This window comes from Collinsella aerofaciens (assembly GCF_001404695.1).
Classification (GTDB): Bacteria; Actinomycetota; Coriobacteriia; order Coriobacteriales; family Coriobacteriaceae; genus Collinsella; species Collinsella aerofaciens_E.
The window spans coordinates 18,981-38,862 of record NZ_CZAQ01000023.1 but is presented as its reverse complement, the minus strand read 5'-3'; the positions used below and the strand labels follow the sequence as shown (position 1 = coordinate 38,862).

At 61.6% G+C, this 19,882-nt stretch carries 14 protein-coding genes; 13 read left to right on the top strand and 1 reads right to left on the bottom strand.

Annotated elements, in window-relative coordinates; genetic code table 11:
- Window positions 1-401: 401 nt before the first annotated feature.
- A complete protein-coding gene (locus AQ996_RS06740) occupies window positions 402-2,246 on the top strand; it encodes a magnesium transporter (protein ID WP_055252161.1) in 1,845 nt (614 codons plus the stop codon).
- 74 nt (window positions 2,247-2,320) lie between these two features.
- Window positions 2,321-3,517 carry an Nramp family divalent metal transporter gene (locus AQ996_RS06735; RefSeq protein ID WP_055252163.1) on the top strand — a complete coding sequence of 399 codons (1,197 nt, stop codon included), beginning with the start codon at window positions 2,321-2,323 and terminating at the stop codon, window positions 3,515-3,517.
- A gap of 542 nt (window positions 3,518-4,059) precedes the next feature.
- On the opposite strand, the gene AQ996_RS06730 is transcribed toward AQ996_RS06735, so the two are convergent.
- Entirely contained in the window at window positions 4,060-6,276 is a 2,217-nt protein-coding gene (locus AQ996_RS06730) for an acyltransferase family protein (RefSeq protein ID WP_055252160.1), read from the bottom strand.
- 187 nt (window positions 6,277-6,463) lie between these two features.
- Here AQ996_RS06730 and AQ996_RS06725 point away from each other — a divergent pair, with 187 nt between their 5' ends.
- The 11 genes from AQ996_RS06725 to AQ996_RS06675 all read left to right on the top strand — a co-directional run bounded on the left by AQ996_RS06725 (window position 6,464) and on the right by AQ996_RS06675 (window position 19,881).
- Window positions 6,464-7,459: a ribokinase gene (locus AQ996_RS06725; protein ID WP_070097149.1), complete on the top strand. Its 996-nt coding sequence runs from the start codon at window positions 6,464-6,466 to the stop codon at window positions 7,457-7,459.
- 4 nt (window positions 7,460-7,463) lie between these two features.
- Window positions 7,464-8,438: a nucleoside hydrolase gene (locus AQ996_RS06720; protein ID WP_055252158.1), complete on the top strand. Its 975-nt coding sequence runs from the start codon at window positions 7,464-7,466 to the stop codon at window positions 8,436-8,438.
- Between the two features lie 227 nt (window positions 8,439-8,665).
- Window positions 8,666-9,676 (top strand): LacI family DNA-binding transcriptional regulator, encoded by a 1,011-nt coding sequence (locus AQ996_RS06715; RefSeq protein WP_055252157.1) that lies wholly within the window; start codon window positions 8,666-8,668, stop codon window positions 9,674-9,676.
- Window positions 9,677-9,933: 257 nt separating this feature from the next.
- On the top strand, window positions 9,934-11,334 hold the full coding sequence (locus tag AQ996_RS06710) for an L-fucose/L-arabinose isomerase family protein (RefSeq protein WP_055252156.1): 1,401 nt from the start codon (window positions 9,934-9,936) through the stop codon (window positions 11,332-11,334).
- 2 nt (window positions 11,335-11,336) lie between these two features.
- Window positions 11,337-12,173 carry a transketolase gene (locus AQ996_RS06705; RefSeq protein ID WP_055252155.1) on the top strand — a complete coding sequence of 279 codons (837 nt, stop codon included), beginning with the start codon at window positions 11,337-11,339 and terminating at the stop codon, window positions 12,171-12,173.
- A complete protein-coding gene (locus AQ996_RS06700; protein WP_055252154.1) occupies window positions 12,166-13,107 on the top strand; it encodes a transketolase family protein in 942 nt (313 codons plus the stop codon). Before AQ996_RS06705 ends, AQ996_RS06700 begins: the two co-directional genes overlap by 8 nt.
- Before the next feature lie 56 nt (window positions 13,108-13,163).
- Complete coding sequence (locus tag AQ996_RS06695; protein WP_055252153.1) at window positions 13,164-14,654, top strand: FGGY family carbohydrate kinase; 1,491 nt, start codon at window positions 13,164-13,166, stop codon at window positions 14,652-14,654.
- Between the two features lie 151 nt (window positions 14,655-14,805).
- Complete coding sequence (locus tag AQ996_RS06690; protein ID WP_055252152.1) at window positions 14,806-15,294, top strand: S-ribosylhomocysteine lyase; 489 nt, start codon at window positions 14,806-14,808, stop codon at window positions 15,292-15,294.
- A 144-nt stretch (window positions 15,295-15,438) separates the two neighbouring features.
- The gene (locus AQ996_RS06685) at window positions 15,439-16,083 is read left to right on the top strand and encodes a DUF4867 family protein (protein WP_055252151.1); all 645 of its coding nucleotides are present in this window, start codon (window positions 15,439-15,441) and stop codon (window positions 16,081-16,083) included.
- Between the two features lie 344 nt (window positions 16,084-16,427).
- Complete coding sequence (locus AQ996_RS06680) at window positions 16,428-17,858, top strand: 6-phospho-beta-glucosidase (RefSeq protein WP_055252150.1); 1,431 nt, start codon at window positions 16,428-16,430, stop codon at window positions 17,856-17,858.
- A 223-nt stretch (window positions 17,859-18,081) separates the two neighbouring features.
- A complete protein-coding gene (locus tag AQ996_RS06675; RefSeq protein WP_070097148.1) occupies window positions 18,082-19,881 on the top strand; it encodes a histidine kinase N-terminal 7TM domain-containing protein in 1,800 nt (599 codons plus the stop codon).
- The last annotated feature ends 1 nt before the right edge of the window (window position 19,882 follow it).

Sequence of the window (19,882 nt, the reverse complement as noted above, 5' to 3'; positions counted from 1 at the left end):
GGCCGTCGCGAGGAAGCGGCTCAGGGCGATATACGCCGTGATGCGCGACCGGGTGCCCTACCGGGAGTAGCCCCGACGGTTGACAAAACTATAGGAACACCCAATGGCTATGTCACGGATGCGTCAGCGTTTGGTATGCCTGCAATGTGCAGCGCATAAATTCGATGCCGCAGGGCGATGCTGATGCTATAGTTACTGCGGTTAATGAGGGTCAAGAGAAAGGTTACAGGTGAAATCCAAACCTCGACCATACAGTCGATGACCCCATGCAGGTGCTTTTCGCGCATGCACGGGGTGTGAGCGCCGAGCGGCGTGCCGCCCGCGCATGCGTATACATATCCAGAAGCCCCCGGACGCCGCACGCGCGGCCGCGTTCGGAGGAATAATGATGGGGAGCACCATTGAATTATCTGAGTGAGATGCTCAAATTGCCGGTCTTGGATGTCGACGGCGAAAAGCTCGGCGTGGTCAACGATTTTGGTATTGCTACCGGCGAAGTTTTTCCGCACGTGACGTCGCTCGCGTTCCGCGGCCCCGGCAAGACGCCGTTTATGATCAGCTGGCGCAAATGGGTCGACCGTATCGATGAGACGGGCGTGTATCTCAACACGTCTGCCACCAATATTCGCTTCTCGTACCTGCAGCCGACCGAGCTCCTGCTTGCCCGCGACGTGCTCAACAAGCAGATTGTCGACACGCAGGGCATGAAGGTCGTGCGCGTCAACGACATCAAGTTTTCCATGTCGGGCGAAAACCAGCTGCGCCTGCTGGGTGCCGAGGTCGGTGCCCGCGGTCTGCTACGCGCCATCAGCCCCGCGCTCGAGCATATCGTCGAAGGCTTTATGAAGCACCTGGGCAAGCCACTCAGTGAGGACATCATCGCTTGGTCCTACATGGACCTGCTCGACCGCTCGACCAAGAACATTCAGCTCTCGGTGTCGCACAAGACGCTCGGCGAGCTGCACCCTGCCGACATCGCCGACATTATCGAGCAGCTCGACCCGCGCCTACGTGCGCAGGTGTTTGCGCAGCTCGATACCGCCCAGGCCGCCGAGGCCATCTCGGAGTTCGATGACGACGAGCTTATGACCGAGATGCTCGAGGGCCTGTCCGACACGGACGCATCGTCGATGCTGGCCATGATGGACCCGGACGACGCCGCCGACCTGATCGACGAGCTCGATTACGAGAAGGCCGAGAAGCTCCTGCGCCTGATGGGCGTCAAGGAGGAGAAGGCGATTCGTAACCTGCTGGGGTATGAGGACAACACCGCCGGCCGCATCATGACCTCGGAGTTTGTCTCCCTGCCCGCCACGGCAACGGTCGGTGACGCCATCGAGGCGATTCGCGAGCTCGACGAGGACTTCGAGAGCGTCTACTACGTCTATACCGAGGATCCGAGCGGCATGCTGACGGGCGTGCTTTCGCTGCGCACGCTGATCGTGGCCGACCGCGACGCCACGCTGGGCCAGCTCGCCTATCGCGATCTGGTCTACGTGTCGCCCGACGAGGACCAGGAAGACGTGACGGACGAGATGACCAAGTACGACCTGGTTGCCATTCCTGTCTGCGACGAGAACCGTCATATCCTGGGTATCGTGACCTTCGACGATGCCATGGACGTTATCGCCGAGGAGCATCAGGAGGACCTGCAGATCGCCGGTGTCGGCTCGGGCGATAGCGCGTCGGACGACTCGACGAACGTGCTCAGCTGGTTCGTGCATCGCCAGTACTGGGTTGTTGTATGGGGCATCGCGTCGTGCATCATGGCGACCGTGCTGGGGACGGCGCTCGGCTCCGCGCATCTGGTGGTGTTCCCCATGTGCGCCATGCCGCTCGTGCTGCTGGCGGCCTCGCGCATGGTGTCGTTCGTCAAGAACTACTTCCTGGAGTATGACGGTCACGACGACGAACCCAAGCCGTATCTGGGGTTCTTCTTCCAGAGCACGGGCATGGGCCTGATTCTGTCACTCGTGACCTACCTGTGCGCCCAGCTGGTGCGCACCGCCGCGTTCCCCGATGCGCCCATGTTTGAGGAGCAACTCTTTACCGGGTGCTTTAATATCGCTGCCATCATTTGCCTGGTTGGCAACATGAGCGCCGTGATTTACCTGATGGTGCTGTTCTGGCGTGACGAGCATGACCTCAACACGTCGGGCACCGCCATGAACGTTATTGCCGTCATGATCTCGTGTGTGGCGTATTGCATCGCCGCGGTGCTGCTCGCCATGTCAGTCATGGGTTAGGTGGTCGCGTGCAAAATACCAAGCAAAAGTCGGGCACCAAGCAAAAGCTGACCATCGCGGCCATCTTTGGCGCTATGGGTCCCGGTCTGCTGGCGGCGCTTTCGGGCAATGACGCCGGCGGCATTGCAACGTATTCCAGTGCGGGCGCCAGCTATGGCTACAAGATGCTCTGGATGCTTCCCGTCATGACTGTGCTGCTCATCGTGACGCAGGAGACCGCGGCGCGCTGCGGCTGCGTCACGGGTAAGGGCCTGGCATCGCTCATTCGTGAGCGCTTTGGCGTGCGCAAGAGTGTACTTGCTATGGCGGCGCTGTTGATCGCCAACACGGCTGTGACCATTTCGGAGTTCGCGGGTATCGCGAGCGGCCTTGCCCTCTTTGGCGTGCCGGCGAGCATTTCGGTGCCGCTCGTGGCGCTGCTGGTTTGGATGCTTACCATGTCGGGCAGCTTCCAGCGCATCGAGAAGATTCTGCTGCTGGTGAGCTGCGTGTTCGTGACCTATATCGTCGCCGCGTTTATGGCTGGCCCCAACTGGGGTGAGGTCGCGGTCGACCTGGTTGTGCCTAACATTCAAAATGACCCCAGCTACGTGTCGCTCGTGGTCGCAACGATCGGTACCACCATCGCGCCGTGGATGATTTTCTTGGCGCAGAACAACGTGGTCGATAAGAACGCGGGCGAGGACGATATCGTGCTGCAGCGTATTGATACCGTGAGCGGCTCGATCGCTGCTGATATCATTGCGGGCTTCATTATCATCACGACCGGCACGGTATTGTTCCCGGCGGGTATTCAGATTAGCGATGCTGCCGATGCTGCCCGCGCGCTGGAGCCTATTGCGGGTCAGTGGTCCACGGTACTGTTTGCCTCGGGCCTGGTCGCGGCGAGCTTCTTGGCTGCCTGCGTGCTGCCGGGCGTTACGTCGAGCGCTATCTGCGAGGCATTTGGCTGGGAGCGCGGTGCCGACCGCAGCTGGGACGAGGCCCCGGTCTATCGCGGCATCATTACGGCCATCATCGGTATCTCTGCCGTGCTGGTGCTCATGCCCGGCGTCGACCTGTTCCAGATTATGATGACCTCGCAGGTCATCAATGGTGTGCTACTGCCCGTGGTTCTGGTGTTCCAGGTGGTTATCGCCGCCGACCGTCACATTATGGGCGCCAACCGCAACGGCCGCGTATGGAACGTGCTCACGTGGGCGACTATCGGCGTGATTACGGTGCTCACGGTCGTCATGTTTGTCCTGCAGGCGATGGGCTACAGCGCTTAACGCCCACTTTTGCTTCCGAACAGGCCGCAGCGATGGACTGCGGCCTGTTTTTTGCCCGCTATAGGGCATTAGTTATATGGCAGTGGACAAAAAATGCCAAATATGAGTACTGTTGCTAAGTGAATAGCATTTACATCCAAGAAGATAATGGACATAGCCGATAGTATGTTCATTAAAATTGGCTCCAATATGTCTTAAACCAGTCAGGTTGGCTGCTTTAGGGGGTTGTAGGGGTCGCTCGGACGTCATTTTGGGTGGTTTTGCCTGCTACTAAAATGGTAACAGTACTCATATTTGCCCCTTTTTGTCCACGACCCCTTGGAGCCGGCTCGAAAAGAGTGATTTTGGGTTGTTTGCTGCGGGTGTGGGCTTGGAAACAACGTTCGGGGTGGCGAGGCGCCCAGAATTTGGTCGCAAGGAGGGCGTTCCTCGGCTGTGTCAGGAGTGTCCCTGGGTGCCGGCACATAAGGAACGTCCCTAACTGTCGGAGGGGGTGCCTGCCGTGGCGCACCCCTCCGGATGTGGGAAGTTTGCGCTGCAGGTTACTTGTCGGTGCCCAGCTTGTGCGGCTTGAGAGCGAGCGCATTGACGAGCGCGTCGGTGGCAGACTTGACGGCCGCCGGCTGCAGATCGTTGACGTGATCCTCGGGATGCACGGGCAGGTCCTTCTTGACTGCATCGTGGATCAAGTTGAGGTACTCAGTCACGCCAGTGGTCGACAGGTGCGTGCCATCGCCATCGAACAGGTCGTTGCGATTGGCACTGTATCCGTACCAGTCGATAACGCGCACGTTCTTGTAGCGCGTAGCAGCGTTGGCGATGGCCTGGTTGGTAGAGCCAACCCACGGCTGCGGGCTGCGCGTGTTCACAAACACCACAATACGCTTATCTCCTGCATCGGTCATGATGGCGTCGATCTGGTCGTCGGTTACCAAGCCGTTGGTGCCCAGTGCAAAGACCACGATCTTGCCGGCAAGGTTCTGTTGGAGATAGCCCTCAAATGTCGCGCGGCCCGCATCAAACTGGCGGCCCTTTTCGGCATCGATATGGCTGTGCGGGAACACGCCGTCAAAGGAATCAACGGCGCGCAGCGACACGGAGTCACCGATCATCAACAGGTCGTAGGAGCCATCGGGGAAGCCGTCGTTGTCCTTGTCGGTGTCGTCGGCCGCCTGTTGGTCTGTGGGCGCGGTGTTTTTGGCTTCCTTGTTGAGGACTTCGGCGCCCTCACCGCTCAGTGCGGAGGTCTCCGGCACAAAGATCAGGCCGCCCAGTGCAACGACCAACACGACAGCGCAGGCTGCGCAGACAGGGACGTGCGCGCGCACCCAGTTGGCGGGCGCGGTGGTGCCGTCGCGGAACTCGGATACGGTGCGCCCAAAGGCGCCCTTTCTAAACGGCGTCTCGATAAAGCGATATGAACATTCGGCTACGGCGACCACCAACAACACCTGCAAAATGTACTGCCACCACGGCGTATCGTTGATGTTGGCGACCGGGTTCATGAGCAACAGTAGCGGATAGTGCCACAGGTAGATGCTGTACGAGCGCTTGCCAACCCACACGAGCGGCTCGGCGGACAGTGCGCGGGCAACCATTCCCTGGGGCTGCACGCAGGCCGCGATGACCATGAGCGTGAGGATGGAGCATAGCAGCGTGCCGCCGCGATACTGGAACGCGGTGTAGCCGTTGGTGAGCGCGACCATGGCGGCAAGGCCAACCAGACCCACGACGCCCAACACATCGATGGATGCGGGCGAGGACCAAAAGCGCACGAGGGCGCTCGGCTGTGCCGGGACGGTCTCGGCTGCGTTGTCGGCCTTCTCGCCAGGCTTGCCCTCGGCGTTCTTGCCGTGCTTGGCGGCGCCAGCCAGGCGATTGAGCCCCAAACGATGAGCGAGACGCACCGGCGCCAGGTCGCGATCGGGGATAAAGGCCATCCAGGCGCCCAGCAGCAGCGAGAAGACGCGGGTGTCGGTGCCGTAGTACACGCGGCTGGGGTCGGCGGCAGGGTTGTAGAGCACCATCATGGCAAGGGCGGATACCGCTGCGAGTCCCAGGACCATACGGCGCGTGTTGGGTTTGCTCACATGCATGGACACCATGGCAAACAGCAGCGGTGGCCAAACCAGGTAGAATTGTTCCTCGATGGCGAGCGACCAAAAGTGCGTAAGCGGCGAGGGGTCGCCCAGGGCGTTGAAGTACGAAACGTCCTGCATAATCTGCCACCAGTTGTTAAAGAACAGCAGCGACGGCAGAATGTCGGGACGCATCTTGGTGAGCATCACGTGGTTGAAGACGGTGCACAGCGCACAGGTTACAACCACAACGGTCACCACGGCGGGGACCAGGCGACGGATGCGGCGGATCCAGAAGCTCTTGAGGTCGATGCGGCCGGTCTTAGCGACTTCGTTGAGTAGCAGGCGTGTGATCAGATAGCCCGAAAGCACAAAGAAGATCGTGACGCCAAGCAGGCCGCCCTGAGCCCACGTGAGGTTGAGGTGATAGAGCACCACCGCGACGACGGCAAGCGTGCGCAGGCCGTCGAGCGCAGGGATGTAGCGGGACTTGGGGCGAGCAGGCGTCTGCTCCGCGGCGGGAGTGTTGGCGCGGCCAGCGTTGTTGGCAGAAGCGCGATGGGGGCTCGCGGTGCGTCGCGGCTCGTTGGCACGGCGCTCGCCCTTCACGCGTTCGTGCGGCGCCGGCTCGTTGCCCGTGCGGCGTCGACCGCGCGAGCCCGATTGCGAGAATTGTTCCATAAAACATCATCCAATGACGAGAATAATCAGCACGTATTCATTGTAGCTGCCTGCCCCTGTGAATGCTTGCTGCTGGCGCAAGCTCAAGCGCGCGTCCACATCAAAGTGGACTAAAGTTATAGGGGGTGCGAGAGTGCACAATCGTTGGTCGATGGTGGGCGCAAAGCCTGAAGGCGAGGAGGTTTCCATGGCGGATCACAGCATCGTTGCGGTGTTCGGCAGCATGAACATGGACCTTTCGGTGGCGTGCGAGCGCATGCCGCGCGCGGGCGAGACGGTCGATGGCAGCGGTTTTATCACCAACGCCGGCGGTAAGGGAGCCAATCAGGCCGTTGCCGCTGCGCGCATGGGTGCGCGCACGTGCATGATCGGCGCTGTTGGGCGCGATACCTTTGGCGATGCGCTTGTGGCAGGGCTCCAAGATGCCGGCGTGGGCGTTGAGTCCGTGACACGTCTCGACGACGTGGAGACCGGTACTGCGACTATCATTCGCTGTGAGAGCGACAACCGCATCGTGCTGTCGCCGGGCGCCAACCATGCGCTTGCGGGCGAGGACGTTGCCCGCGCACTGAGGCGCTTGGTGGCCGACGAGCTCGACGGCGATGCCAGCGAGATTGCCCCGGCTGCTGGCGGCGTCTTTATCGCCCAGGGCGAATGTGACCTTGCGGCGACGGCCGGGGCGCTTGCTTGCGCTCACGAGCTGGGGTTCTATACGATCTTTAACCCGGCGCCCGCCTGCGACCTGCCGGCAGGAGCGTGGCCAGCGGTCGACCTGGTCTGCCCCAACGAGACCGAGTGCCAGGTACTGACGGGCATTCTGCCCACGGATGATGCGAGTTGCGTCGCCGCGCTCAATGCGCTGCTCGACAAGGGCGCCGGGGCTGCGGTCATCACGTTGGGCGGCGCCGGCTCGGTTACGCTCGGCGATGGCGGTGAGCCGCTGCGCATGCCGGCGCTTTCGAGCGCGGTGGTCGATACGACGGCCGCGGGCGATACGTTTATCGGCGCGTTGGCGGCGGCTCGTCTGGAGGGCCTGCCGCTCTTTGAGTGCATGGCGGCGGGTGCTCGCGCCTCGGCGGTGACGGTGTCGCGCCTGGGCGCTCAGCAATCAATTCCCACGCGTGCGGAAGTCGAGCACAAGTTTGGTTTAGACGGTTTGGATGTAGACGGAGAAGCGGAGTAGAACAATGGCAACCAAGAAGCTGATCCTTGATCTGGATATGGGTGTGGATGATGCGATGGCGCTTGCCTACGCCATCGCGAGCCCCGAGGTGGAGCTCGTCGGCATCACCACGTGCTTTGGCAACGTGCGCGTCGAGCAGTCGGCGCACAACTGCTTGGCGGTGCTCGACCTGTTGGGTCGTCCCGAGGTGCCGGTGTACCTGGGCGCCGATCGTCCCATGAAGGCGACCGAACCCTACACGCCGCCGGCGTCCACCACGCTTATCCACGGCAAGAACGGCATCGGCGGCGCAAGCGTGCCCGCCTCGCCGTACGAGCCGGTGGGCGCGACGTCGGCCGACGGCAATGCGGCGGTCGATTACCTGATTGATGCCGCGCGTACCTATGGTCCCGATCTGGTCTACGTTGCGACCGGCCCGCTCACCAATCTGGCGCTTGCCCTGGAGCGCGATGCGGCGGCGATGATGTCTATCGGCCGCGTGGTCGTGATGGGCGGCGCCCTTACCGTGCCCGGCAACGTGAGCGCGGGCGCCGAGGCCAACATGGCGGGCGACCCCGAGGCTGCCGACGCTGTGTTGCGCTCGGGCCGCAGGCTCACCATGGTGGGCCTGGATGTGACGCACCGCGTGGTGCTCACACGTCGCGACGTTGCCGGCTGGACGGGCTCGGGCACTATGGCTGGCTGCGCGTTTGCGAGCATGGTCGAGCACTATATCGGTTCGTACGAAATGAACGCGCCCTACCTGGGCGGCTGCGCGCTGCACGATCCGCTGGCGGTTGCCGTGGCGATTGATCCCACGCTCGTGGGTGCGCTCGGCTGTAACCTGCGTGTCGACCTGCTGGGCGAGTATCGCGGCCGCACCATCTGCGACGAGCACCGTCTGTCCGATCCAGATAAGAGCGCGCTCGTGGCGCTCACCGTGGACGCCCCACGCTTCCTGTCCGAGTTCAAGGCGCGTATGGCCCGCGTCCTGGGCTAAATGTTTTTCACGCCCCGCCCCAAGTAGTCAATTTGGGACGGGGCTTTTTTAGCTACCGAGCAAATGTGCCCGTTGGGGGAATAGTCGCGTCGCTTCGCTTGACAACAGGCTAAACTAGCTATTAAACATTTACTATTCTGTTTAGATTGAATTTGCGGTCGTTTAGTTGTCGAGTCACGGGGCGGTCAGGCCACGATGCTCGACCGCGACCGCTACTAGGGGGAACAATGGCCAAAGCAAGTGTTCGCGAAATCAGCCGCATCACCGGTTTTTCGCCTGCGACCGTGTCCAACGCGCTTAACCGCAAGCGCAGCGTGAGCGAGGAGACCGCCAAGGTCATCCTGGAGTGCGCGCAGTCGCTCGGCTATCAGCAGTCGACGCAGCTCGAGAGCATCCAGTTTGTGCTCGCGCGCAAGACGGGCGCCATCCTGGACGAGAGCACCTTCCACCCCGCGGTCATCGAGGGCGTGGAGCGCCAGGCGCGTCGCCACGGCATGAGCACGAGCTTTGTCTCGCTCGACTTTAGCGACCTGGACGCCGTGCGCCCGCAGGTCGAGGGCCTGATCGCCGACCCGTCGGCCGCCATCGTGCTGATGGGTACCGAGCTGGGTGAGGAAGACTATGCCTTGTTCGCCAACGCTGCCGCCCACTTGATCGTGCTCGATGGCTGGAGCGATCGTCAGTACTTCGATGCCGTAGTCATTGCCAACACCGACTCGGTGCTGCGCGCCGTGGACTACCTTATCGAGAAGGGTCACAAGCAAATCGGCTATCTGGCAGGCGACCTTCGCATCCGCAACTTTAAGGATCGCGAGCGCGGCTATCGCCAAGCGCTTGAGGATGCGGACCTTGAGGCCAACCCGACATGGCGCGTCACATTGGGCACCACGCTCGAAGGTGCTTATCGCGACATGGGCGCATGGCTCGACAGCGTCTCGCGCGACGACCTGCCGACGGCTTTCTTTGCCGAAAACGACGTGCTCGCCGTAGGCGCCATGCGCGCGCTGAACGAGCACGGCATACGTGTCCCCGAGGATGTCTCAATCATCGGCTTTGACGATCTGTCTTTGGGCGCCTTCTCCAATCCGCCGCTCACCACGGTGCACGTTCCCAAGCACGAGGTGGGCGAGATCGCGGTGCGCCGCCTGGTGGGCAACATCCGCAATCCCAAGAGCTATACCTGCAAGACGGCCGTGTCGACCTATTTTGTCGAGCGCCAAAGCGTGCGTGAGATCTAGGCAAAGGCAACGCTGGGCCGTAGGGAGGCAAAGCTCGCTAAGGCAGCCATACATAACGCTACTAAGAGAGGGTCCTTTGGGCCCTCTTTTTGATGCCCTTGTATGTTCAGTTTGTTTACATACCGTTTAGGCTGATTTCTCTACCGTCTACGGGTATTTCGCGTTAAACTTCTAAACAGTAGAGTAAAACATTTAGTAAACAGAACAAAACGAAACATGCGTCTGTTTACTGAACATGTGATTAGGGGAGGACGTACATGGACAAGATCAAGCTCGGCTTTGTGCCCACGCGCCGCAGTATCTTTAGCGCGCCGGACGCAATCAAGTATCGCGGCCTGACGGCTGATCGCCTGCGCGAGATCGGCGTCGACATCGTGGATATCGACGACATCAATGAAGAGGGCCTGCTGTTCGACGACAGCCATATCGAGCCCATCGTCAAGAAATTCCGCGCCGAGGGCGTCGATGGCATTATGCTGTGCCACGCCAACTTTGGCACCGAGTACGTTTGCGCTCGCCTTGCCCGCGAGCTCGGTCTACCCGTACTGCTGTGGGGTCCGCGCGACGAGCGCCCCGAGCCCGACGGCACACGCCTGCGCGATAGCCAGTGCGGCCTGTTCGCCACCGGCAAGGTCCTGCGCCGCTTCCAGGTTCCCTTCACCTACATGACCAACTGCCGCCTGACCGACCCCGAGTTCGAGCGCGGCGTTTGGGACTTTTTGGCCGTTTGCAACGTGGTCAAGACCTTCAAGCACACCCGCATCCTGCAGATGGCCACCCGTCCGTTCGACTTCTGGTCGACCATGTGCAACGAGGGCGAGCTGCTCGAGAAGTTCAACATCCAGCTTTCGCCTATCCCCATGACCGAACTTGTCCAGGCTGTGCGCGACGCCCAGGCCGACGAGCAGGCCATGGCCGCCATGCTTGCCCACATCAACGACAGCTTTGAGATCTGCATCCCCGAGGACAAGGTCCCCGCGGTCGCCGGTCTTGCCATCGCCATGAAGCGCTTGGTCGAGAAGTATGGCTGCAACGCCGGTGCCATTCAGTGCTGGAACGCTCTGCAGGACGAGCTGGGCATTATGCCCTGCGCCGCCAACGCCATCCTCAACGAGATGGGCATTCCTATCGTATGCGAGACCGATATCCACGGCGCCATCACCGCGCTGATGGTCGAGGCCGCCGACCTGGGCCGTCACCGCGGCATGTTCGCCGACTGGACCGTGCGCCATCCCGATAACGAGAACGGCGAGCTGCTGCAGCATTGCGGCCCCTGGCCCTGCAGCTGCGCGGCCGTCAAGCCCAAGCTCACCTACCCGCTGGCTTTCGATCACCCCGGCGCGCTGACGGCCGAGGCCAAGCACGGCGACCTCACCCTTGCCCGCTTTGACGGTGACAACGGCGAGTACTCGCTGCTACTGGGCAACGCCCGCGGCATCGACGGCCCGGCCGGCATGGGCACCTACCTGTGGGTCGAGGTCGACAACCTCAAGCGCCTCGAGGCCAAGATCGTTGAGGGTCCCTACATCCACCACTGCGTCGCCATTCATGCCAACGTGGTGCCGGTGCTCTACGAGGCGTGCAAGTATATCGGCATCGCCCCCGACCTGTACGACCCCATCGAAGAAGACGTTAAAGCCTACCTGCGAGGAGAGTAGAAATGGCAACTATCGAAGAGCTTGAGTCCCTGCGTTGGGACCTTCGCCGCGATTGCGTCGATATCATCATGGCTGGCGCCGGCGGCCACATCGGCGGCGACATGTCGGTGATCGACGCCCTCATGACCCTCTACGCCAACCACCTCAACATTTCGCCCGAGACCGTCGACGATCCCAATCGCGACCGCTTCGTGCTCTCTAAGGGCCACGCCATGGAGGCTTACTACGTGGTGCTCTGCCACGAGGGCTATCTTGACCTCGACGACGTCAAGGCCCGCTTCTCCAAGTTCGGCAGCCCCTACATCGGCCACCCCAACAACAAGCTCAAGGGCATCGAGATGAACTCGGGCTCGTTGGGTCACGGCCTGCCCGTGGCCGTGGGCATGGCGCTCGCCGGCAAGATGGACGGCCGCGACTACCGCGTCTACACCATCATGGGCGACGGCGAGCTCGCCGAGGGCTCGGTCTGGGAGGGCGCCATGAGCGGCGGCAACTACCAGCTCGATAATCTGTGCGCGCTCGTGGACCGCAACCGCCTGCAGATCAGCGGCAGCACCGAGGACGTCATGAAGCAGGATTCGCAGGAGGAGCGCTGGGCCGCCTTCGGTTGGAACGTGCTGTCCATTCCGGGCAACGACGTCCAGGCCATCGACGCCGCGCTGACGCTGGCCGCCGAGACCAAGGGTAAGCCCACGGTCATCATCCTCAACACGGTGAAGGGCTACGGCTCGCCGGTTATGGAGGACAAGGCCGCCTGGCATCATCACCTGCCCAACGATGAGGAATATGCCCAGATTATCGCCGATTTCGCTGCCCATAAGGAGGCTATCAATGGCTAACAAGATCGCCAACCGCAAGGTTATCTGCGACACGCTGCTCGAGGCCGCCGCAACTGACAAGGACATCGTCGTCCTGTGTTCCGACTCCCGCGGCTCTGCATCGCTCACGCCGTTCTTTGACCAGTATCCCCAGCAGTCCATTGAGGTCGGCATCGCCGAGCAGGACCTGGTGAGCATCGCCGCCGGTATGGCCTCGTGCGGCAAGAAGGCCTGGGCCGCCTCGCCGGCGTCCTTTGTGACCACGCGTTCGTATGAGCAGTGCAAGGTCGACGTTTCGTACTCCAACACCAACGTCAAGCTCATCGGCATCTCGGGCGGCGTGTCCTACGGCGCTTTGGGCATGAGCCATCACTCCGCGCAGGATATCGCCGCCATGAGCGCGATTCCCAACATGCGCGTGTATCTGCCGAGCGACCGCTTCCAGACCGCCGAGCTCGTGCGGGCCCTGGTCGCCGATAACAAACCGGCCTACATCCGCGTGGGCCGCAACCCGGTCGAGGACGTGTACACCGAGGACGAGTGCCCGTTCCAGATGGATCGCGCCACCTGGGTACGCCGCGGCACCGATGTAACGCTCGTCGCTACCGGCGAGATGGTCCGCCATGCCGTGGACGCTGCCGACCTGCTGGCCGAGCAGGGCATCTCGGCAACGGTACTCGACATGTACTGCGTCAAGCCGCTCGACGCCGAGGCCGTGATTGAGGCCGCCGGTGCCACGCGCGCCGTCGTGACCGTCGAGGAGCACAGCCCCTTCGGCGGTCTGGGCTCTATGGTCGCGCAGGTGGTGGGCGAGCATTGCCCGCGTCCGGTCAAGTGTCTCTCCCTGCCCGACGCGCCGGTCATCACTGGCACGAGCCCCGAGGTCTTTGCGCACTACGGTCTGACGGGTGTCGGAATCGCCAAGACCGTTGCCGAGTTCCTGCCCGCAGAGTAACTGGAATGTGACAAAGGGACCGTCCCTTTGTCACATTCGTTTTGAAAGGGGTGGCCATGGGCCGCTACATCATCGGAATCGATCAATCCACGCAGGGCACCAAGGCGCTGCTGGTGGACGAGGGCGGCCATTTGATTCATCGTGCCGACCGTTCGCATCGCCAGATTGTCAACGAGGCCGGCTGGGTGAGCCATGATCCGGCCGAGATTGCCACCAATGTGCTGGCCGTGGCGCGTGCCGTGGTGGAGGAGACCGGGGTCGATCCGGCCGACGTCGCCGGCATCGGCATCTCCAACCAGCGCGAGACCACCGTTGCATGGAACCGCACGACGGGCGAGCCACTGTGCGACGCCGTGGTGTGGCAGTGCGCCCGCGCCCGCGAGCTGTGCGACGAGCTGACCGCGCGCGAGGGTGTGGCCGAGCTGGTGCGCGACACGACGGGTCTGGTGCTCTCGCCCTACTATCCGGCGGGCAAGATGGCCTGGATCCTTGCGAACGTTCCCGCTGCTGCCGAGGCCGCGGCGGCAGGCGAGCTGTGCCTGGGCACCATCGATGCCTGGGTGGTCTGGACGCTCACGGGCGGCGCGGAGTTTCGCTGCGACTGGTCCAATGCCAGCCGCACGCAGCTCTTTGACCTGCGCCGTGGCTGCTGGAGCGAGCCGGTGTGCGAGGCCTTTGGCGTTGACGTGGCCTGCCTGCCGCAGGTGACCGATTCCGATGGACTGTTCGGCACGACGGATCTGGGCGGCTTTTTGCCGGCGCCCGTGCCCATTCACGGCGTGCTGGGCGACAGCCACGCGGCCTTGTTTGCCCAGGGCTGCCATAGCCGCGGCATGGCCAAGGCGACCTATGGCACCGGCAGCTCGGTCATGATGAACGTCGGCGACGAGTTCGTTGCCAGCTCGCACGGGCTTTCGAGCTCGCTCGCATGGCGCATGGACGGCGTGACCGAGTACGTGCTCGAGGGCAACGTGAGCTACGCCGGTGCTGTCAAGACGTGGCTGCGCGACGATCTGGAGCTCATCAATAACCCCGAGGAAGTTACCGACCTGTGCTACGCTGCCAATCCGGCGAGCCGCGTCTACTTTGTGCCGGCGTTTACCGGTTTGGGCGCGCCGCACTGGGCGAGTGACGCCGAGGGCTGCGTCTTTGGCATGACGCGTACCACGGGTCGCGCGGAGTTCGTAAAAGCTGCAGACGAATCGATTGCCTATCAAATCTTTGACGTAATTGACGCAATGGTCGAGGATTCTGGCGCGGCACTTGCCGAGCTTCGCGTTGACGGCGGTCCCACGCGCGACGCGTACCTGATGCAGTTTGAGAGCGACTTGGTTGGCTCGCCCATCCGCATCGCGAGCAATGACGAGATGAGCGGCCTGGGCGCGGCCTGGGCCTGCGGTATTGCGCTGGGCATGTACACGCGCGATGTCGTCGACGTCTACGGCGCCCGCGGCATCGTGGAGCCGTCGATGCCCGCCGACGAGCGCGCCAAAAAGATCGCCGGCTGGCGCCACGCCGTGAAATCAACGATTGCCTACACAGCCTAGAATGGTTTTTCTGGGACGGGGATTAAAAAATCATTGGTCCTCGTCCCAGGTAGTCAATTTGGGACGGGGCTTTTTTGACTGGTATGATTGGTGCGACCATTCGAACCAGCTAAAAGAGCCCGTCCCAATTTGACTATCGAGAGGATCTGCCATGGAGCGCATCGCGAGCTTTTCTGTTGACCATCTGCTGCTTGAGCCCGGCGTGTATGTGAGCCGCATCGACCGCGATCCGGCGACCGGCGCCGCCGTCACCACGTTTGACCTGCGCCTGACCACGCCCAACAAGGAGCCGGTCATGAACACGGCCGAGTGCCACACCATCGAGCACCTGGGCGCGACGTTCCTTCGCAACCATGCCGAGTGGTCGAGCCGCATTGTCTACTTTGGACCCATGGGCTGCCGCACGGGCTTTTACCTCGTCGTGTTTGGTGAGGTGACGAGCGAGGAGATTCTGTCGCTCGTGCGTGAGCTGTTCGAGTTTGTCGCCGGCTTTGAGGGCGATGTCCCCGGTGCCGCTCCCGAGGAGTGCGGTAACTATCTGGACCAGAACCTCCCCATGGCAAACTGGCTCGCACGCCGCTACCTCGACCGCGACCTGGCCGATATCGACGAGAAGCACCTGCATTATCAGCAGGCGTAAGGGCTTTATCGCCTAAAACGCACGGATTGGGCGCCTTCGCTTATGCGGGGGCGCCTTTTTGTTGAGTGGTCAGGACGAGCGTTCAAAATCGCTCATGTTTGTTCTAGAATGTTCGTATAGTCACATTTACGAACAGGAGTGAACATGCATATCTACTCTGTCTCTGATCCCGAGTTCAAGTCCTATGGCCGCGTGTGGGATGACGTTCCGTCCAGCCTGACCGCTCCACTCGTCGAGGCACTCGCGGCTACGCCCATCCCCGAGGGCAGCAAATACGTGGCCTCCGCGCCCGAGCTCGAGCAGGTTGAGGGCGCCGACACGCTCGGCCTGCTCATGTACGGCGGCCGCCCCTTCCAGCTCGGCTGGTGCAACGGCCACAACACACGACTCAACTGTCTGGAGTATCACCGCGCGAGTGAGTTTAACCTGGGCGCCCGCGACTTTATCCTGCTCGTGGCGCATCGCTGGGAGATCGAGGACGGAAAGCTCGATACCGCGTTCGTCAAGGCGTTCCGCGTGCCGGCGGGCAAGGTTGTCGAGGTCTTCAACACCACGCTCCACTACACGCCGTGCATGGTCGATGAAAGCGGCTTCCAGGTGATGGTGGCGCTGCCCGCCGGTACCAACGGTCCGCGCCCCGAGGCCGCAACCGACATGCCTGCCGCCGGTGACAGCTACTGCTACTGGAAGGCCGACAAGTGGGTCCTCTGCCACGCTGACAGCCCCAAGGCAGCCGAAGGCGGCTACGTGGGCCTCATCGGAAAGAACCTCGACATCACCGTGGACTAGAATCTTCTGTCTCAATCTGTAACACCTAGCGGGCTAGATCGTCTCTACCTGTTACAGATTTAGACAAACTGCAGGGGACAGGCCGAACAATCTCAATCTGTAACACCAGGCCCGGTTTTGGCGGCCTAACTGTTACAGATCGAGACAAACGGGCCCCAGCCATCACAAAGGTGACTGTCCCCTTTGCGGTGGCTGGGGCAGGTGGGTATCAAAAAGTGTCAGACGGGGTGGTTGCCGGGCGCCTGCACGCGAAAAGAAGTATCGGCCTGCGCCGTTGCCGTTGAGCGACGCGTTGTTTGCAGGGATACTGAGCCTATGACAACAGCGTGCGAAAGGATTGATGCATGGCTTTCCGTAATGACTTCCTGTGGGGCGGCGCGACGGCTGCCAACCAGTGCGAGGGCGCCTACAACGTGGACGGCCGCGGCCTTGCCAACGTGGACGTGGCTCCGCACGGCCCCGAGCGCTATGCGGTGGTCTCCGGCCAGCGTAAGATGCTCGACTTCGAGGACGGCTATTACTATCCCGCGCAGACCGGCATCGATTTCTACCACCATTACAAGGAGGACATCGCTCTCTTTGCCGAGATGGGCTTTAAGACCTTCCGTATGAGCCTGGCTTGGACCCGCATCTTCCCCAACGGCGACGAGACCGAGCCCAACGAGGCTGGCATGGCCTTCTACGAGGATGTGTTCCGCGAGTGCCAGGCGCACGGCATCGAGCCGCTCGTGACTATCACGCACTTCGACTGCCCGATTCATCTCATCAAGGAGTACGGCGGCTGGCGCAACCGCAAGCTCATCGACTTCTACAAGAATCTCGCGACCACGATCTTTACCCGCTACAAGGGCCTGGTGAAGTACTGGCTCACCTTTAACGAGATCAATATGATCTTGCACCTGCCGTTTATGGGTGCCGGCCTGGTCTTTGAGGAGGGCGAGAACAAGGAGGCCGTCGAGTACCTGGCCGCCCACAACGAGCTCGTCGCCAGCGCTTGGGCAACCAAGATTGCTCACGAGATCGACCCCGAGATCAAGATCGGCTGCATGCTCGCCGCAGGTAGCTACTACCCCTACAGCTGCCGTCCGGGCGATGTACGCCAGGCGCAGCTCGATAACCAGGACAACTACTTCTTCGTCGACGTCCAGAGCCGCGGCTACTACCCGGCCTATGCCGTCAAGAAGCTCGAGCGTCTAGGCATCGATGTGGGCATGACCGAAGAGGATCGCGAGGTCCTGGCCGCCAACACCGTCGACTTCATCAGCTTTAGCTACTATAGCACCCGCTGCTCTGCCGGTGCCGACAACCCCGATGTCGAGCGCACCCAGGGCAACGCCTTCGCCGGCGCCAAGAACCCCTACCTGCAGCAGAGCCAGTGGGGCTGGGCCATCGATCCGCTGGGCTTTCGCATCACCCTCAACGACCTGTACGATCGTTATCAGAAGCCGCTGTTTGTGGTCGAGAACGGCCTGGGCGCCAAGGATGTTGTCGAGGAGGACGGCTCCATCAACGACGACTACCGTATCGACTACCTGCGTCAGCACATCCAGACCATGCGCGACGCGGTGACCGAGGACGGCGTTGACCTGCTGGGCTACACCACCTGGGGCCCGATCGACCTGGTGTCTGCCGGCACGGGCGAGATGTCCAAGCGCTACGGCTTTATCTATGTGGATCGCGACGATGCGGGCAACGGTACCCTCAAGCGTTCCAAAAAGAAGAGCTTCGACTGGTACAAGCATGTCATTGAAACGAATGGTGAGGACCTATCCTAAGGAAGCTGAGACACTCAACTTCATAGCCTCCTAGCCAAGGCGCCCGGCGAGTATGCGCTCTCCGGGCGCCTTGCCGTCTGCGGATTTTGGGACATGCGGCCCGCTTTTTCGACCTATCTGTCGGTACACTAAAGGGACTATGGGTACCCGCGAGCGACATATCGGCCACGCGGCCGCCCGGACCGCGCCGGTTGCGGATCCCAGGGGTGGCAGGCTCTTCGCCATGCCGCGATTCCTTGTTGGCATAACACATCAGGTGTATCGTCATCGCGTCTTTGCTATCGCCGGCGCCATCACCGCGCTGTTCCTCATGCTTTTGGCGGTCTTGCCGGCGCTGTTCGCCTTCGATCCCAAACTTTCTAACGTCGTGCCCGCCTATAGCGAGGTGTCCGAAGAGGTCGTGGATGCGCTCGTCCACTCGAGCTCTCTCCCGCTGCTTGTCGCCGCAATTGTATTTTCGATCTGGGGCGTATCGGTCTATCTGCGCTGTTTGGACTATGTGTTGCGCCGCCGCCTTGTTGCCATCGCCACCATCTGCGCCCTGTGGATGATCGAAGTCATTCTCAAGTACAAGTCGTTCACGCCGTTCTATGCCACCGTGCTGTGGTACCTGTACTACGTGCCCATGACGCTCATTCCGCTGCTCTACCAGTTGTGTGGTCTGCGCCTTGCGGGCCTGGAGCAACACCGTCTGGGTCGCCGCTACTGCGCTGCGCTGTGGATTGTGGCCATCCTGCTTATCGGATTTGTGCTCACCAACGATTTTCACCAGCAGGTCTTCCACTTTGACCGTACAAGCGACACCTGGAGCAACGATTACACGTACGGCTGGGGTTATTTCGTCGTCCTCGTGTGGACGGCCTTTGACTTCGTGGCCTTTTTTATCCTGGTTGGTCGGTCCTCGTCCTTTCGCATCCAGCGTTTCTCGGGCACGGCGGCGCTCGTACTGCTGGGTGGCGCATTCTTTGCCGTCTCGTATGCGTTGCGCGTGCCCTGGGCATGGAGGCTCAACTTTTCGCTCGTCTATTGCGTCCTGTGCGTGGTGGCGATGGAAATCTGTCTCGATTGCGGTGTCATTCCGTCGTATCACGACATCGCCGGCATCTTCGACACCTTGCCGCTCGACCTCAAAGTCCTAACGCGCGACCTGCAGGAGGTCTATGCCACGCCAGTGTCAAAGCCAATGCCGGTAGGCGTGCGCGAGGAGTTGCGGACCCAGGAGCACGGCCGCGCCCATGCCTTTGCCGTGGCGTCCGATCCCAATGTGATGTACCGTGCCTTTCCGCTGCTGGGTGGATCGGCGCTGCTTGCCCAAGACGTGTCGGAGCTCAACGAGCTTAACCGTGAACTGGCACATCGTCGAATGGAGCTGCAGCGTCAAAACGAGCTGCTCGCCGCCGACTACGACCTTAAGACGCATTTGGCAGATCAAGAGGCCGAGACCTTGCTGGTCCAAGACGTGGACCAGGCGCTTGCCCGCGCGCTCGAAGAGATGTACGACCTGCTGGGCTCGCTGCCACCGTTGACCGACGAAGCGTCTTCGCACGAGCGTTACCGCATGCTGCAGCGCGCCAAGATGCTCGTCGCCTATTGCAAGCGCAAGGGGTCGCTCACGTTGGCACAGCACGGGGAGAGCGGTTTTGATCGCGACCGCATTCAGCTCATCGCCAACGAGCTCGCAAGTGACCTGCGCACGATCGATGTCGATTGCGCCTCGATTATCGCCATACGGCGCCCGTTACACGCCAGTACGGTAAGCGCCCTGTACGACTGCGTGTATGACTTTGCGTTTTTTGCCTACACCACCGACCATCCGGCGCTTATGTATCACTTGGGCGACCATGACCGATGCAGTGTCGAGCTGCGCGCCACGCTTTTTTCCAACGATGATGAAGATCTTTCGCAGACGCTCGCTGCGCAAGAGCTCGAAAGCGCTCTGCAAGGGCGCAACGTGGCATACCGCCTTGAGGGCGAGCCCGGCCAGCTGCACATGATCGTCTTGATGCCGAGGGCGGGTGAGTGAC

Coding starts and splice junctions, on each gene's coding strand:
- AQ996_RS06720 (WP_055252158.1), top strand. CDS start 7,464: ATGGCAACCAAGAAGCTGATCCTTGATCTGGATATGGGTGTGGATGAT.
- AQ996_RS06685 (WP_055252151.1), top strand. CDS start 15,439: ATGCATATCTACTCTGTCTCTGATCCCGAGTTCAAGTCCTATGGCCGC.
- AQ996_RS06725 (WP_070097149.1), top strand. CDS start 6,464: ATGGCGGATCACAGCATCGTTGCGGTGTTCGGCAGCATGAACATGGAC.
- AQ996_RS06715 (WP_055252157.1), top strand. CDS start 8,666: ATGGCCAAAGCAAGTGTTCGCGAAATCAGCCGCATCACCGGTTTTTCG.
- AQ996_RS06675 (WP_070097148.1), top strand. CDS start 18,082: ATGCCGCGATTCCTTGTTGGCATAACACATCAGGTGTATCGTCATCGC.
- AQ996_RS06710 (WP_055252156.1), top strand. CDS start 9,934: ATGGACAAGATCAAGCTCGGCTTTGTGCCCACGCGCCGCAGTATCTTT.
- AQ996_RS06705 (WP_055252155.1), top strand. CDS start 11,337: ATGGCAACTATCGAAGAGCTTGAGTCCCTGCGTTGGGACCTTCGCCGC.
- AQ996_RS06680 (WP_055252150.1), top strand. CDS start 16,428: ATGGCTTTCCGTAATGACTTCCTGTGGGGCGGCGCGACGGCTGCCAAC.
- AQ996_RS06690 (WP_055252152.1), top strand. CDS start 14,806: ATGGAGCGCATCGCGAGCTTTTCTGTTGACCATCTGCTGCTTGAGCCC.
- AQ996_RS06700 (WP_055252154.1), top strand. CDS start 12,166: ATGGCTAACAAGATCGCCAACCGCAAGGTTATCTGCGACACGCTGCTC.
- AQ996_RS06735 (WP_055252163.1), top strand. CDS start 2,321: ATGGGTCCCGGTCTGCTGGCGGCGCTTTCGGGCAATGACGCCGGCGGC.
- AQ996_RS06695 (WP_055252153.1), top strand. CDS start 13,164: ATGGGCCGCTACATCATCGGAATCGATCAATCCACGCAGGGCACCAAG.
- AQ996_RS06730 (WP_055252160.1), bottom strand. CDS start 6,276: ATGGAACAATTCTCGCAATCGGGCTCGCGCGGTCGACGCCGCACGGGC.